The following is a 14,450-nucleotide window of genomic DNA, read 5'->3' as shown; positions in this document are numbered from 1 at the left end:
TTCAGGTGAAGCCGGGTCAACTCGCCGGGAAGGAGGGCGGGTCGACCCGCCCTCCTTCCGCATCCGGTACGGACCGCCGTTACCAGATCGGCATCATGCTCTGCGGGTAGCGGGAGCCGGCCGAGCCGTGCGGGAGGATCTCCTGGACGCGGGCGAGGTCCTCGGGCGTGAGGTCGACGGACGCGGAGGCGACGTTCTCCTCCAGGCGGCGGACGCTGCGGGTGCCCGGGATCGGCACGATGTCGTCACCCTGGGCCAGCAGCCAGGCGAGCGCCAGCTGGGTCACCGCGATGCCCCTGGACTCCGCCAGGGCGGTCAGCTCCCGGACGGCGGCGAGGTTCTTCTCGTAGTTGCCGGGCTGCCAGCGCTCGTCCCAGCTGCGCATGTCGTCCGACGGGTACTCGGCGGCCGGCCGCACCGCCCCCGTGAGGAAGCCGCGGCCCAGCGGCGAGTAGGGCACGAAGCCGATGCCCAGCTCGCGCACGACGGGCAGCACCTCCGCCTCCACGGCCCGCTCGAACACCGAGTACTCGGTCTGGAGCACCGACACCGGGTGCACGGCGTGCGCGCGCCGGAGGATGTCCGGGCCCGCCTCGCTCAGACCGAAATAGCGGACCTTGCCTTCCGCGATCAGTTCACCCACGGTGCCGGCCACCTCCTCGATGGGCACGGCCGGATCGACCCGGTGCTGGTAGAGCACGTCGATGTGGTCGGTGGCGAGGTGCCGCAGGCTGTTCTCGGTGACCTCGCGGATGTGCTCGGGACGGCTGTCGAGAGCGCCGAGCCTCGTCGGGTCGCTCAGGTCGAAGCCGAACTTTGTGGCGAGGACGACCTCGTCGCGGACGTCCTTCAGGGCCCGCCCGAGGAGCTGCTCGTTGCTTCCGGTGCCCATGCCGTAGAGCTCGGCGGTGTCGAAGAGGGTCACCCCGAGTTCGTGGGCGCGGCGGAGGACGGCGATGCTGCCCTGCTCGTCCGAGGTGCCGTAGGCCATGGTCATGCCCATCGCGCCGAGCCCGAGGGCGCCGACCTCCAGGCCCTGGGTGCCGAGCCTGCGGAGCGGGAGGTTCCCGCGGTGCTGTGTCATGGCTCCACGCTAGGAACGTGGCGCCCTGACGTCATGGGGCTGTGATCGCATAGAATTGCCTGATCCTCTCAGGTGAAGGGTCCTCTCATGCTGGACGGACTGGCACGGGCCGTCGGGCGGCACTGCGTGGGGCCGTGGTCGCAGACCGCTGTGCCCCGACTGACGCTGGTCGCGGTCGACAAGGTCATGGAGCCGATCGAGGTGACGTACGAGCCCATGGTCTGCTTCATCGCCGACGGCGCGAAGCGCACCGCGGCGGCCGAGCGCAGCTGGATCACCCCGCCCGGCTCGATGGCGCTGTTCACCCTCGACCTGCCGGTCACCGCCGCCTTCGAGGAGGTGCCCTACCGGGCCGCCGTCATGCGGCTCGACAACCAGGCGCTCTCCGCCCTCCAGCTGGAGCTGGCGACGGCCGGACCGCCGTCGCCGCAGCCCGCCGCCGCGGCGGTCACCGCGCCGATGGCGCCGGAGCTCGTCGACGCGGTCACCCGCTGGGTCCGCCTCCTCGACGCCCCGGAGGACATCGGCCCCCTGGCGCCCCGCGTCGAGACCGAGATCCTCTACCGCCTGCTGCGGAGCCCGCTCGGGCCCGTCCTGCGCCACTGGTCGCTCGCCGACTCCGCCGCCGCCCGGATCCGTACGGCGGCCCGCTGGATCCGCGACCACTGCAGCGAGCGGCTCGGCATCGACGAGATCGCCGAGGTGGCCCGGATGAGCCCGGCCACGCTGCACCGGCACTTCAAGGCGGCCACCGGCATGAGCCCCCTGCGGTTCCAGAAGCACCTGCGGCTCCAGGAGGCGCGGCGGCGGCTGCTCACCGGTGAGGTCACGGCGGCCCAGGTCGCCCAGGACGTCGGGTACGTCAGCGCGACCCAGTTCAACCGCGAGTACCGGCGCGCGTACGGACTGCCGCCCGGCCAGGACGCGGCACGGCTGCGCACCCGGCTGTACGAGGCAGGCGAAGTGCCGCTCCTGCGCGACGCGACGGGCGCGATGCCCTGACCCCAGGCGCACCGGCACCAGCTGCGGCCCTGGACACTGATCCCGGTCTCACGGCGAGGCGTGTGTTCTCCAGCACGCCGACCCCTGATAATTTACTAGGACGTCCTACTATTTTCATAGCCCCGCTCTTCGTCGTGTCTTGGGAAGGCCTCGCCATGAGCGATCTGCACCGCCCCGTCCACCCCGTCCGCCTGGTCACCGCCTCGGCGCTGTTCGACGGGCACGACGCCTCGATCAACATCATGCGCCGGATCTTCCAGTCGCAGGGTGCCGAGGTCATCCACCTCGGCCACAACCGGTCCGTGCGGGAGGTCGTGGACGCGGCACTGGAGGAGGACGCGCACGGTGTGGCGGTCTCGTCCTACCAGGGCGGACACGTCGAGTACTTCGAGTACCTGGTCGCCTCGCTGCGCAAGCAGGGCGCGGAGCACATCCGGGTGGTGGGCGGCGGGGGCGGTGTCATCGTCCCCGACGAGATCGCCCGGCTCCGGGAGGCCGGCGTGACGATCTTCTCGCCCGAGGACGGCCAGCGGATGGGCCTGGCCGGGATGGTCAACACCGTCGTACGCGACTGCGACTTCGACCTCTGGGACGGCAAGCCGGCCGACCTCGCCGCGGTCCTGGCCGGCGACCGGTTCGCGATCGCCCGGGCCGTCACCGGCGCCGAACTCGGCAAGCTGCCCGCGGAGTTCCGCGCGGAACTGCGGGCCGCTGCCTCCGCACGGTGCGTACCGGTGCTCGGCATCACCGGCACCGGCGGCTCGGGCAAGTCCTCGCTGACCGACGAGCTGGTGCGCCGGTTCCGGGTCGACCAGCGGGACGCCCTGCGCATCGCCGTGATCGCCGTGGACCCGACCCGGCGCCGGGGCGGTGGCGCCCTGCTCGGCGACCGGATCCGGATGAACTCCCTCGACGGCGAGCGGGTGTTCTTCCGCAGCCTGGCCACCCGCGGCAGCCGTGAGCTGCCCGAGCACCTCTCCGACGTGATCGACGTGGTGAAGGCCGCCGGGTTCGACCTGGTGGTCGTGGAGACGCCGGGCATCGGCCAGGGCGACGCCGCGATCGTGCCGTTCGTGGACGCCTCGCTGTACGTGATGACCCCGGAGTTCGGGGCCGCCTCGCAGCTGGAGAAGATCGACATGCTCGACTTCGCGGACGTGGTGGCCATCAACAAGTTCGAGCGGCGCGGAGCCAAGGACGCCCTGCGGGACGTGGGACGCCAACTCGTGCGCAACCGCGAGGCGTTCGGACAGCGGCCCGAGGACATGCCGGTCTACGGCACCTCGGCGGCCACCTTCAACGACGACGGCGTCACCGCGCTCTACCAGCACCTCAAGGACACGCTGACGGACAAGGGCCTGGCGCTGTCCGAGGGGGCACTGGACCCGGTGGACGTACGCCACTCCTCCGGCATCCGCCAGGTGGTCCCCACCGACCGGGTGCGCTACCTCGCCGAGATCACCGACGCCGTCCGGGGCTACCACGCCGAGACCCTTCAACTGGCCGAGCAGGCACGGCGGGTGCAGCGGCTGGAGACCGTCGAGGGCGAGCTCGCCGACGCCGGCCTGGACGCCGAGGACGTACGGTCCCTGCTGACCGAGGCGCGCAGGCAGCTGCCGTACGAGATCACGGAACAGATCACCCACTGGCCCGCCGTGATCGCCTCCTACTCCGGCGACGAGCAGGTGGTGAAGGTCCGTGACAAGGAGATCCGCACCAAGCTGACCCGTGAGTCCCTGTCCGGCAACAAGATCCCCCGGGTCGCCCTGCCCCGCTTCACCGACCACGGCGAGCTCGTCCGGTTCTGGCGCAACGAGAACCTCCCCGGCCGATTCCCCTTCACGGCCGGGGTGTTCCCCTTCAAGCGCGACGGCGAGGACCCCGCCCGTATGTTCGCCGGCGAGGGCGACCCGTTCCGCACCAACCGCCGCTTCAAGCTCCTGTCGGAGGGCCAGCCGGCGACCCGCCTGTCCACCGCGTTCGACTCCGTGACCCTCTACGGCCGCGACCCCGACGAACGCCCCGACATCTACGGCAAGGTCGGCACCTCTGGCGTCTCGGTGGCCACCCTGGAGGACATGAAGGCGCTCTACGACGGCTTCGACCTCGTGGCGCCCACGACCTCAGTCTCCATGACGATCAACGGCCCGGCCCCGGCCGTCCTGGCGTTCTTCCTCAACACCGCGATCGACCAGCAGATCGAGCGGTTCCGGGCCGAGGAGGGCCGCGACCCCGCGCCGGAGGAGGCGGCCCGGCTGCGGGCGCAGGCGCTGGCGAACGTGCGCGGCACCGTGCAGGCCGACATCCTCAAGGAGGACCAGGGCCAGAACACCTGCCTGTTCTCCACCGAGTTCAGCCTGCGGATGATGGCCGACATCCAGGAGTGGTTCATCCAGCAGCAGGTCCGCAACTTCTACTCGGTGTCCATCTCCGGCTACCACATCGCCGAAGCGGGCGCGAACCCCATCAGCCAGCTCGCCTTCACCCTCGCCAACGGCTTCACCTACGTCGAGGCCTACCTCGCCCGCGGGATGAAGGTCGACGACTTCGCGCCCAACCTGTCGTTCTTCTTCTCCAACGGCATGGACCCCGAGTACTCGGTCCTCGGCCGGGTCGCCCGCCGCATCTGGGCGGTGGCGATGAAGGAGAAGTACGGCGCCGGCGAGCGCAGCCAGAAGCTGAAGTACCACGTCCAGACCTCCGGACGCTCCCTGCACGCCCAGGAGATGGACTTCAACGACATCCGCACCACGCTCCAGGCGCTCATCGCCATCTACGACAACTGCAACAGCCTGCACACCAACGCCTACGACGAGGCGGTGACCACGCCCACCGAGGAGTCGGTGCGCCGGGCCCTCGCCATCCAGCTGATCATCAACCGGGAGTGGGGCCTCGCGATGAACGAGAACCCCCTCCAGGGGTCGTTCGTCATCGACGAACTCACCGACCTGGTCGAGGAACAGGTCCTCCAGGAGTTCGAGCGGATCAGCGAGCGCGGCGGAGTGCTCGGCGCGATGGAGACCGGCTACCAGCGCGGCCGTATCCAGGACGAGTCGATGCTCTACGAGCAGCGCAAGCACGACGGCACGCTGCCCCTGATCGGCGTCAACACCTTCCGCAACCCGCACGCCGACACCGCCGAGCCGGCCGTGGTCGAACTGGCCCGCGCCACCGAGGAGGAGAAGCAGTCCCAGCTGGAGCGCGTACGGGACTTCCACGCCCGCCACCACGACGCGGCCCAGGCCGCCCTGGCCGCCCTCAAGGACGCGGCGGTGCGCGGCGAGAACGTGTTCGCGGTGCTCATGGACGCCACCCGCGTCTGCTCCCTCCAGCAGATCACCGAGGCGTTCTTCGAGGTGGGCGGGCAGTACCGGCGGAACGTCTGAGGGCGCCGGCCCGCCGGACCGGGAAGCGGCGGGCGACACCGGGATCGCGGGATGCGGCTGCCGTGCGGGCAACACCGGGATCGCGGGGCGGGGCTGCCGTGTGGGCGACACCGGGATCGCGGGGTGGGGCTGCCGTGTGGGCGACAGCGTGACCGTGTGGACCTCCTCGCCGGCTTCGACGAGGAGGTCTCAGGTACACGAGCAGCAGCACCGCCGCCGCGACGGTCAGGACACCGCCGCCCGTGACCGTCCATGTGACGCCGAGGGCGGCGCCGGCCGTGCCGTGCAGGAGGTTGCCCACGCGCGGCCCGCCGACGGCGACCACGGTGTCGATGCCCTGGAGCCGGCCCCGCATCCCGTCCGGAACGGCCGTCTGGAGCACGGTCTTGCGGAAGACCCCCAGCGCGAGGAGCGCACCCCCGGCGAGCACCAGCCACGCCACCGCCGGGACCAGGGTGCCGGACAGTCCGAACCCGGCGACGGCCGCTCCCCACACGCCGACCGAGACCGCCACCGCGACCCCGTGCCGGCCGACCCGTGTGAAGGCCCCGGAGAACAGCCCCGCCAGCACACCACCGGCCGAGACGGCGGCGTACAGCACCCCGATGTCCGACGGACGGAAGGTCTGCGCGGCGAGTTGAGGGAAGAGCGCGGTGGGCAGACCGAGGGAGAGTGCGGCGAAGTCGGCCACATAGACCAGGAGAAGCAGCTGACGCCGCGTCACCAGCCTGATTCCGTCGCCGACCTGGCGCAGCACTGCTCCCTTCCGGAGTTCTCCGTCGCCGAGTGGAGGAAGTTCCGGCAGCCGCCACACGGCCCACACCGTCGCGCAGACGGCGACGGCGTCCGCCAGATACAGCGTCCGGCTGCCGACGACCGGCAGCAGGCCACCCGCGAGCAGCGGTCCGGCGATCCCTGCTGCCAGGAGGACGGTCGACTGGAGCGCGTTGGCGGCGGGGAGCAGCTCCGGTGGTACCAGACGGGGAGTGACGGCCCTGCCGACCGTGGAGTTGGCGCCGAACAGGGCCTGTTGGACAGCCACCAGCACCAACAGCACACCGACCGACCGCAGGTTCGCCCACGCCTGCGCCCACAGCAGCAACGACGTCACGCCGATGCCGATCGTGGTCACCAGCAGCACCCGCCGTCTGTCCCGCAGGTCGGCGAGCGCCCCTCCCCACAGCGCCGCCGCGGCCATCGGAACGAGTCCGACGAGGCCGGCCAGCCCCACATCGGCCGACGAACCGGAGATGTCGTAGATCTGCAACGGCACGACGACCGCGGTGAGTTGAGATCCGATGCCGGTCACGATCCCGGCCGCCCACAGCCGCCGGAACTCGCCCACCCGCAGCGGCCGCACATCGACCAGCATCCGTTTCGCACGCGTCATGCACCGAGGCTGCGGGTTCCCGCAGGGTCAAGGTCAACCGAGGTGAGCGAGCACCTGCCCGGCCAACTCCCCGGGCGGCGCCTCACCGTCGAGGAACACCGTGTCACCGGGCAGCGCGTCGACAGCGGCGGCGCAGGCCTCGATCCGCTCCTTGCACCAGGCGCGCACCCGCTCCTCCCGGGCGGGGTCGTCGGGGAAGAAGCTCCGCCCGTCGATCCGCCGTTCCAGCACCTCGGGAGCGACCTTGAGGAAGAAGTGGCGGACGACGAGGCCCGCTCCTCTCAGCGCGCCGAAGATCTCGTCCAGATAGCCCGGGTTCACCAGTGTCATGGGCACGAGCAGCGGCCGCTGGTACTCCTCGACCAGGCCCACGGCCAGCTCCGCGACCTGCCGTCGCCACAACCGGAGATCCTGGAAGTCGCCGGTCGGCACCTCCACGATCTCCCGCAGGACATAGCCGACCATCTCCGGGTCGAAGACCAGCGACCCGGGCCATCGCGGCCGGAGTTCCTCCACGAGCGTGCTCTTGCCGCTGCCGAACGCGCCGTTGATCCAGACGATCACAGCAATCCCCCTTTTGCGATGTACGTGGTTCAGACCGACGGCGGTGCCGTGCTGCCCCTCACCACCAGGCTGGTCGGTACGAGGTCCGTGCCGGGGCGGGCCTCGGTCTGTGCGCGGATCTGCTCCAGGGCCTTCTGGACACAGCGATGGCCCACCGCGGCGAAGTCCTGGTGGACGGTGGTCAGCGGCGGCACGAAGTACCCCGCGTCGGGGATGTCGTCGAAACCCACCACGCTGACGTCGTACGGCACGGACAGCCCCCGCTCGTGGAACGCCCGCAGCAGCCCCAGCGCCATCTGGTCGTTGGCGGCGAACACGGCCGTGCAGTCCGGCGGTTCGGGCAGCACCAGCCCCGCCTCGTAACCGGACGCCGCCGACCAGTCCCCGTACAGCGCGGGCGGCACCGGCCGTCCGGCCTCCCCGAGCACCGTCCGCCACGCCTGCGCCCGCCGCTGCCCCGCGAACGACTCCTGCGGACCCGTCACATGCCACACGGTCCGGTGTCCCAGGTCGAGCAGATGCCGTACGGCCTTCCTGGCGCCGTCCGCCTGGTCGGTGTCGACCACGCTGTAGCGGTCGCCCGCGTCGGAGTCCACCACGACGACATGCACCCCCGGCGGCAGCTGGACCGTCCCGGTGTCGAGGAGATGGATCTCCATGATGACGATGACCGCGTCCACGGCCAGCTCGCCCATGCGGGTGAAGGCACCCAGCACGTTGTCCTGGGTCGGGACGTCGATGGGGATCAGGGTGATGGCGTACCCCTCGGCCGCCGCGTGCGTGGCGATCGCCTCCACGGTGCGGCTGTTGCCTGTCGAGGACAGGCTGAACAGGATCACGCCGATGGTGTTGAACTGGCCGTACCGCAGCGCCCGCGCGGCACTGTTGGGTCTGTAGCCCAACTCGCGCATCGCCGCCAGGACCTGCTCACGCGTCGAACTGATCACCCCCGGGTGACCGTTGGAGACCCGTGAGACCGTCTGCGAGGAGACGCCCGCCAGCTTCGCGACGTCGGCCATGGACACCCGCTGCTTGCGCCGCCCGCCGGGGACACCGGAACCTCCCCGCTCGACCACTGCTGCCTCCTTCACACGCACACGGACATGTTGCGTATCGCACCGGATGTTACGTGGGGGAAACCTTGACGGCCGCCGGACCGGATGCCACGATTCCGGCGCCGTCATGTTTACGTAAACATGCTGTCATTCGGAAAGGGTTCGGTCGATGCGCAAGACCCCCACCAGTCCCCGTCGCGCCCCCCACCTGCGTGCCTCCCTCGTCGCCCTCGCGGTCGCCGCGATCAGCGGCGCCACCCTCACCGGCAGTCCCGCCTCCGCCGCCGCGCCGACCACCGACACGACCCAGTTCAAGGGCGTCAACTGGGCCGACCCGCGCGACAACTTCGCCGACGACGAGCTCCAGCTGTCGGGCCTGTCGACCTCGGACACCTACCCCCAGACCTACACCAAGGCGAGCCGCGTCATCGCGGCGTTCCGCGCCAACCTCGGCGCCAACACCGTACGACTGCCGATCAACCCGTACACCGTCAACGGCTCGTACTGGAAGTCGTACCGGGGCGTCATCGACGCGGCCACCGCCCAGGGCTTCAAGGTCATCGTGTCCTACTGGGAGGGCACCGGAGACCGCAGGGACGGCTTCATCGACGACGAGGCCACCTACTGGCCGATGTGGAACACCGTCGTCAAGGCCTACAAGAACAACTCCCGCGTCTACTTCGAGCCGATGAACGAGCCCCACGGCTACACCGACGTCCAGTGGGCGGACATCGCCGCCAAGTGGCTGGACACCTACCGGTCGGTGCCCCGCAACCGCGTCTTCGTCAGCGGCGCCGGCTACAACGACCACGTCACCACGGTGTGCGCCGACCCCCGCCTGAAGGGCACCTACCTGTCGCTGCACGACTACGGCTTCTGGAAGTCGTACGCCACCTACGACGAGTGGGTGGCCGACGTGAAGGCCCGCATCGGCGACTGTGCGAACCGGACGGTGGCCGACGAGTTCGGCGCGCCGATGACGACCGGCCTCAACTACAACGTGAAGACCCCGGACGACAACTACGTCAACTTCATCCAGGCGGCCACCGACACCTTCCGCGAGCTGAAGATGGGCTCGGTGTACTGGCCCGGGCTGCGCACCGACGACATCTACTCGATCCAGAAGCTCGTCGGTCCGGCCGCCCGGCCGTGGCTGGAGACCACCAACCGGTCCGGCGTCGACCGGCTCGCCTGGGGCTGGGGCCGCGGCAAGCCCGTCCAGGGCTGACCCGTCCGTCGGCCGGCCGCGGTGTCCCCGGGCACCGCGGCCGGTCCGCGTTCGGGCCCGGTCGACCCCCTGACCGCCCGCCGGGCGTGCACGGCGGCCTCCTCGGTGCGCTTGCCGGCCTCTGAGTGCGTGCCTCTGCGGCGCCGAGCGCGTGTTTCTGTGGCGCTGAGCGCGTGCCGCCGGGGTGCCGGCTGCGCGCCTCCGCCGCTCCGACGGCGCGCCTTCGCGGCGCCGACCGCGCACCTGCCTACCCGCCTGCCTGCCCCCGCCCCGAGCGCCCGCCCGCGTCCGACCGCGCCTCTCCTGACCTCGCCCCTCCTCGACATCCGGACATGGCCGAGTCGCCCCCTTCCCGCGCCGCCCCGGCCTGCCCAGACTTCTCGGAAGGAACCGGGGGAGGGGAGGCCGTCGTGGCCACGCGTCGACGGGGTGCGGCCGCTCGCAGGCGGCGGGCGGAGCGGATCAAGTGGGGCGAGGTGGGCGGCGCGGCGGCACTGGTCGTCGTGATGACGTTCTGGTCCCATGTGTGGCCGTACGTGCTGGGTTTCCTGCTGGTCCGTATCCTCGTGGCCGTCGGCCTGCGACTGTGGCGCACGGACCGGCTCCTGCGCGGCCGCGACCGTGACTGGCGCCGGGAGGAGGCGGTGCGGGCGGGGCGGCGCACCCTCGCCGAAGTGGACGCCATGACGGGCACCGAGTTCGAGGAACTGGTCGCGGACCTGTGCCGAAGGGACGGCTGCACGGAGGTCCGGCGTGTGGGCGGTGCGGGTGACAACGGCGCCGACGTCCTCGGACGGCTGCCGGACGGTCGCACGATCGTCGTCCAGTGCAAGCGCTACGCACCGCACCGGGCGATCCCCAACCGCGAACTGCGCGAACTGCTGGGCGCCCGGCTGCACTTCCGTGCCGACCTGGCCGTGTTCGTGACGACCTCACGCTTCACCGGCCCCTCCGAGAGGTTCGCGCTGGAGCACGACATCCTCGCCGTGCACCGCGACCACCTCGGCCTGTGGAACAACGGGGCCTCGCTGATGTCCCTGAGCGAGGTGAACGGCCGCGGCCAGGGCGACGCCCGCCACCGCAAGCGCTGGAAGCAGGCTTACGGAGACTAGGCGGGAGACGCAGGTCACATTCGTCCGTGTCACAAACGGCCGGGCTCTTCAGTCATAGGTGTGTAGCCATCGACAACGGCAGAAGGAGCACACCATGGAAGCCCGACTCAATGTCTTCACCAGCCCGCTGGCAGGCAAGCTGCTGAAGCACTTCGCCTCCGCGGGCAAGGTGGTCACGGACTCGGGACTGCCGCTGACCACGCAGGAGTTGGTGAAGATCCGCGCCAGCCAGATCAACGGCTGCGGGTTCTGCCTCGACATGCACACCAAGGAGGCCGCCGCCGCGGGCGAGACCGCGCAGCGCCTCCACATGGTCGCCGCCTGGCGTGAGGCCAAGGTCTTCACCGAGGCCGAGCGCGCCGCGCTGGAGCTGGCGGAGCAGGGCACCCGTCTCGCCGACGGGACCGGCGTGTCGGACGAGGTCTGGGAGAACGCCGCCAAGCACTACGACGAGGAGCAGCTCCTCGCCCTGGTCTCCCTGATCGCCGTCATCAACGCCTTCAACCGACTGAACGTCATCACCCAGCAGCCGGCCGGCGACTACGTGGTGGGCCAGTTCGGCTGAACCTGACGGCCGGGTCGGCCGCCCGGGGGCTGCAGACCCCGGACCCGACCTCGTCCCCTCAGCCACCCAGCGGGTAGTGGCAGGCGACCTGGCCGCCGGAGGCCGTCGCCGTCAGCCGTGGACGTTCCACCGCGCACAGGTCCCGGACGTACGGGCAGCGGGTGCGAAACGGGCAGCCCGTCGGCCGGTCCGCCGGACTGGGCACCTCCCCGGTCAGGACGATGCGCTCCCGAGGCGGTCCGCCGTCCGTGAGCCTTCCGTCATCGATGTCCGGTACCGCCGACAGCAGGGCCTGAGTGTACGGATGGGCCGGGTGGGCGTACAACGCCTCCGTCCCGGCGAGTTCGACGATCTCACCGAGGTACATGACGGCGATCCGGTCCGACACATGACGGACCACACCGAGATCGTGCGCGATGAAGACATAGGTCAGACCGAACTCGTCCTGGAGGTCGGCGAAGAGGTTGAGCACCTGCGCCTGGATCGACACGTCGAGCGCCGAGACCGGCTCGTCGGCCACGATCAGCTTCGGATTCGTCGCCAAGGCCCGTGCGATTCCGATGCGTTGACGCTGACCGCCGGAGAACTCGTGCGGATACCGGTCCAGATGGGCCGCCGCCAGCCCTACGACGTCGAAGAGCTCGGCGACCCGTCGGCGGACCGCGGCCGCGTCGCCGTACCGGTGCACCAGCAGCGGCTCGGCCACGATGTCCCCGGCGCGACGGCGGGGGTTGAGCGAGGCCTGCGGGTCCTGGAAGACCAGCTGCATGCCCGGACGCACCGGCCGCAACCGCCGCGTGGACAGCGTCGAGATGTCCTGTCCGTCGAACTCGACCCGTCCGCCGGTGAGTTCGGTGAGCCGGACCAGACAGCGACCCAGCGTTGACTTGCCGCAGCCGGACTCCCCGACGATCCCGAGGGTCTCACCGCCGCGCACCTCCAGGGAGACCCCGTCGACGGCACGCAGCACCTGGCGTCTGCCGCGCACGGGGTAGTGCTTGGTGACGTCGCCGGCACGCAGCAGGACCCCACCGTGGGGTGCCGCCTCGTCCACCGTCACGCTCTCCTGTGCCGTCACGATGCCACTTCCCTGTTCATGTCCTCGTCGGCAGCCGACCGCAGTCCCGCGCGGTCCTCGCCGGGCAGCCAGCAGGCGTCCAGATGCGTGGGTTCACCGGTGCCCGCGGTCAGCGCCGGCCGTTCCCCGCATCGCTCGTGCCGCAGTCGGCAGCGCGGGGCGAACGCACAGCCCTCGGGGATCGCACCCGGTGCGGCAGGAGCGCCGGCGATGGTCGGCAACCGCCGCAGCCGCACCCCGCCGACCCGCGGCACCGAGTCGAGCAGCCCCCAGGTGTACGGATGCCGCGGGCCGTGGAACACCGCCCGCCGCGGCCCCTGTTCGGCAGCCCGGCCGCCGTACATCACGAGCACCCGGTCGGCGATCTGCGAGACCACACCCATGTCATGGGTGATGAGCACCATCGCGGAGCCCTTGCTGTTGAGTTCCCGCATCAGATCGAGGATCTGCGCCTGCACGGTGACGTCCAGCGCCGTGGTCGGTTCGTCGGCGATCAGCAGCGAGGGTCCGCAGGAGAGCGCCATCGCGATGACCGCGCGCTGGCGCATCCCGCCGGAGAACTCGTGCGGATAGGCCTGCGCCCGCGAGGCCGCGTCGGGGATGCCGACGTCCGAGAGCAGCCGGACGGCCCGGGCCCGGGCCTCCTTGCGGGAGACCTGTTCGTGCACCCGGATCGCCTCGGCGATCTGCCAGCCCACGGTGTAGACGGGGGTCAGCGCGGTCATGGGGTCCTGGAAGACCATCGCGATCTCCCGGCCGCGCACCGCGCGCATCTCCTTGTCGGGCAGGGTGAGCAGGTCACGCCCACGGAAGAGGACCTCACCGGACACGGTCACGTTCGGGTTGGTCAGCAGCCGCAGCACGGCCAGCATCGACACGCTCTTGCCGGAGCCCGACTCGCCCACCACGCCCAGGACTTCACCGGGCGCGACGGAGAAGGAGATCCCGTCGACAGCGGTGACCACTCCCTGGCGGGTGCGGAAGCGCACGCTCAAGTCGCGCACGTCGAGGAGTGGTTCAGGCATGGCGGGCCCTCGGATCGAGTCGTGCGTACAGGATGTCCACCAGGGCGTTGGCGAGGACCACGAAGAACGCCGCGTACAGCACGGTCCCCATGATCACGGGCAGATCCAGGTTCTGGAGGGCGTCGAAGGTGAGCTTGCCGATGCCGGGCAGACCGAAGACCACCTCGGTGAGCAGGGCCGCACCGCCCACCAGGGCACCGAAGTCCAGGCCGAACAACGACACGATCGGGATCAGCGAGCAGCGCAGGGCGTGCCGGAGCAGGATCCGCCGCTCGGACAGGCCCTTGGCACGGGCCGTACGGACGTAGTCCTCGTTCAGCGCGGTGACGACCTCCCCGCGCAGCAGCCGGGCGTAGATCCCGGCGTACAGCAGCGCCAGGGTCAGCCAGGGGAAGAGCATGTGCAGCGCCCACTGACCGGGGGCCTGTCCGAGGCCGACGTAACCGGGCGGGGGCACCCAGGAGAACAGCGAGTCGTGCAGCTGCTTCTGGGTGAGGAGGTTGACGACCTCGCCGAGCCAGTAGGCCGGAAGGGAGACGCCGACCACGCCGACCAGCATGATCAGCGGGTCGGCGGCCCTGCCGCGCAGGGTGGCCGCCGCCGTCCCCATGAGGATGCCGGCCGTCATCCAGATCAGGGCCGCCCCGACGACCAGCGACAGCGTCACCGGAGTGGCCTGAAGGATCTGCGGGACGACCCGCGAGCCGCGGTTGACGTACGACTCCAGGTCCCGGTCGATCAGCAGGTGACGCATCATCAGCAGATAGCGGACCGGCATCGGCCGGTCCAGGCCGAACGAGTGCCGCACCTGGGCGAGTGTGGCCGGGTCGGCGTTGCGGCCGGCTATCCGGGCCGCCGGGTCGACTCCCGGGGTGGCGAAGAAGATCAGGAACACCAGCACACTGATCGCGAACATCACCAGCAGGGCCGAGCCGAAGCGCTTGAGGGCGAAGACGAGCAT

Annotated in this window: 12 protein-coding genes; 5 read left to right on the top strand and 7 right to left on the bottom strand. The window is 70.7% G+C overall.

Annotated elements, in window-relative coordinates; all coding sequences use genetic code 11:
- Positions 1 to 79 precede the first annotated feature (79 nt).
- Positions 80 to 1,084, bottom strand: coding sequence for an aldo/keto reductase (locus tag H295_RS0119500; RefSeq protein ID WP_020137022.1), 1,005 nt, complete (start codon positions 1,082 to 1,084; stop codon positions 80 to 82).
- Positions 1,085 to 1,171: 87 nt separating this feature from the next.
- Between H295_RS0119500 and H295_RS0119495 the strand changes: the two genes are divergently transcribed.
- The gene (locus H295_RS0119495; RefSeq protein ID WP_020137021.1) at positions 1,172 to 2,086 is read left to right on the top strand and encodes an AraC family transcriptional regulator; all 915 of its coding nucleotides are present in this window, start codon (positions 1,172 to 1,174) and stop codon (positions 2,084 to 2,086) included.
- Between the two features lie 155 nt (positions 2,087 to 2,241).
- Positions 2,242 to 5,472, top strand: coding sequence for a fused isobutyryl-CoA mutase/GTPase IcmF (gene icmF / locus H295_RS0119490; protein WP_020137020.1), 3,231 nt, complete (start codon positions 2,242 to 2,244; stop codon positions 5,470 to 5,472).
- On the opposite strand, the gene H295_RS43375 is transcribed toward icmF, so the two are convergent.
- Genes H295_RS43375 through H295_RS0119475 form a run of 3 tightly spaced genes read right to left on the bottom strand, consistent with a single transcriptional unit; the run spans position 5,423 to position 8,502 of the window.
- Entirely contained in the window at positions 5,423 to 6,862 is a 1,440-nt protein-coding gene (locus tag H295_RS43375; protein WP_106960894.1) for an MFS transporter, read from the bottom strand. The two genes, icmF and H295_RS43375, sit on opposite strands and share 50 nt — an antisense overlap.
- Before the next feature lie 33 nt (positions 6,863 to 6,895).
- Positions 6,896 to 7,426 carry an AAA family ATPase gene (locus H295_RS0119480; RefSeq protein WP_020137018.1) on the bottom strand — a complete coding sequence of 177 codons (531 nt, stop codon included), beginning with the start codon at positions 7,424 to 7,426 and terminating at the stop codon, positions 6,896 to 6,898.
- Positions 7,427 to 7,455: 29 nt separating this feature from the next.
- Positions 7,456 to 8,502: a LacI family DNA-binding transcriptional regulator gene (locus tag H295_RS0119475; protein ID WP_020137017.1), complete on the bottom strand. Its 1,047-nt coding sequence runs from the start codon at positions 8,500 to 8,502 to the stop codon at positions 7,456 to 7,458.
- 148 nt (positions 8,503 to 8,650) lie between these two features.
- On the opposite strand from H295_RS0119475, the gene H295_RS0119470 reads away from it, so the two are divergent.
- The 3 genes from H295_RS0119470 to H295_RS0119460 all read left to right on the top strand — a co-directional run bounded on the left by H295_RS0119470 (position 8,651) and on the right by H295_RS0119460 (position 11,386).
- The gene (locus H295_RS0119470) at positions 8,651 to 9,709 is read left to right on the top strand and encodes a glycoside hydrolase family 5 protein (RefSeq protein ID WP_020137016.1); all 1,059 of its coding nucleotides are present in this window, start codon (positions 8,651 to 8,653) and stop codon (positions 9,707 to 9,709) included.
- Positions 9,710 to 10,215: 506 nt separating this feature from the next.
- Positions 10,216 to 10,821: a restriction endonuclease gene (locus tag H295_RS0119465; protein ID WP_051135583.1), complete on the top strand. Its 606-nt coding sequence runs from the start codon at positions 10,216 to 10,218 to the stop codon at positions 10,819 to 10,821.
- 94 nt (positions 10,822 to 10,915) lie between these two features.
- Positions 10,916 to 11,386, top strand: a complete 471-nt coding sequence (locus tag H295_RS0119460; protein ID WP_020137014.1) for a carboxymuconolactone decarboxylase family protein — start codon at positions 10,916 to 10,918, stop codon at positions 11,384 to 11,386.
- Positions 11,387 to 11,444: 58 nt separating this feature from the next.
- Here H295_RS0119460 and H295_RS0119455 read toward each other — a convergent pair whose 3' ends face one another.
- Genes H295_RS0119455 through H295_RS0119445 form a run of 3 tightly spaced genes read right to left on the bottom strand, consistent with a single transcriptional unit; the run spans position 11,445 to position 14,450 of the window.
- Entirely contained in the window at positions 11,445 to 12,464 is a 1,020-nt protein-coding gene (locus tag H295_RS0119455; protein WP_020137013.1) for an ABC transporter ATP-binding protein, read from the bottom strand.
- Positions 12,461 to 13,489, bottom strand: a complete 1,029-nt coding sequence (locus tag H295_RS43370; RefSeq protein WP_020137012.1) for an ABC transporter ATP-binding protein — start codon at positions 13,487 to 13,489, stop codon at positions 12,461 to 12,463. Before H295_RS43370 ends, H295_RS0119455 begins: the two co-directional genes overlap by 4 nt.
- The gene (locus tag H295_RS0119445) at positions 13,482 to 14,450 is read right to left on the bottom strand and encodes an ABC transporter permease (protein WP_028809528.1); all 969 of its coding nucleotides are present in this window, start codon (positions 14,448 to 14,450) and stop codon (positions 13,482 to 13,484) included. Before H295_RS0119445 ends, H295_RS43370 begins: the two co-directional genes overlap by 8 nt.

The sequence above is a fragment of the Streptomyces sp. 351MFTsu5.1 genome (assembly GCF_000383655.1).
Lineage (GTDB): Bacteria > Actinomycetota > Actinomycetes > Streptomycetales > Streptomycetaceae > Streptomyces > Streptomyces griseorubiginosus.
The sequence above is the reverse complement of the archived record's forward strand: the minus strand, read 5'-3'. Positions and strand labels throughout refer to the sequence as shown.

Coding starts and splice junctions, on each gene's coding strand:
- H295_RS0119460 (WP_020137014.1), top strand. CDS start 10,916: ATGGAAGCCCGACTCAATGTCTTCACCAGCCCGCTGGCAGGCAAGCTG.
- H295_RS43375 (WP_106960894.1), bottom strand. CDS start 6,862: ATGACGCGTGCGAAACGGATGCTGGTCGATGTGCGGCCGCTGCGGGTG.
- icmF (WP_020137020.1), top strand. CDS start 2,242: ATGAGCGATCTGCACCGCCCCGTCCACCCCGTCCGCCTGGTCACCGCC.
- H295_RS0119495 (WP_020137021.1), top strand. CDS start 1,172: ATGCTGGACGGACTGGCACGGGCCGTCGGGCGGCACTGCGTGGGGCCG.
- H295_RS0119470 (WP_020137016.1), top strand. CDS start 8,651: ATGCGCAAGACCCCCACCAGTCCCCGTCGCGCCCCCCACCTGCGTGCC.
- H295_RS0119465 (WP_051135583.1), top strand. CDS start 10,216: ATGACGTTCTGGTCCCATGTGTGGCCGTACGTGCTGGGTTTCCTGCTG.
- H295_RS43370 (WP_020137012.1), bottom strand. CDS start 13,489: ATGCCTGAACCACTCCTCGACGTGCGCGACTTGAGCGTGCGCTTCCGC.
- H295_RS0119500 (WP_020137022.1), bottom strand. CDS start 1,084: ATGACACAGCACCGCGGGAACCTCCCGCTCCGCAGGCTCGGCACCCAG.
- H295_RS0119445 (WP_028809528.1), bottom strand. CDS start 14,450: ATGCTCGTCTTCGCCCTCAAGCGCTTCGGCTCGGCCCTGCTGGTGATG.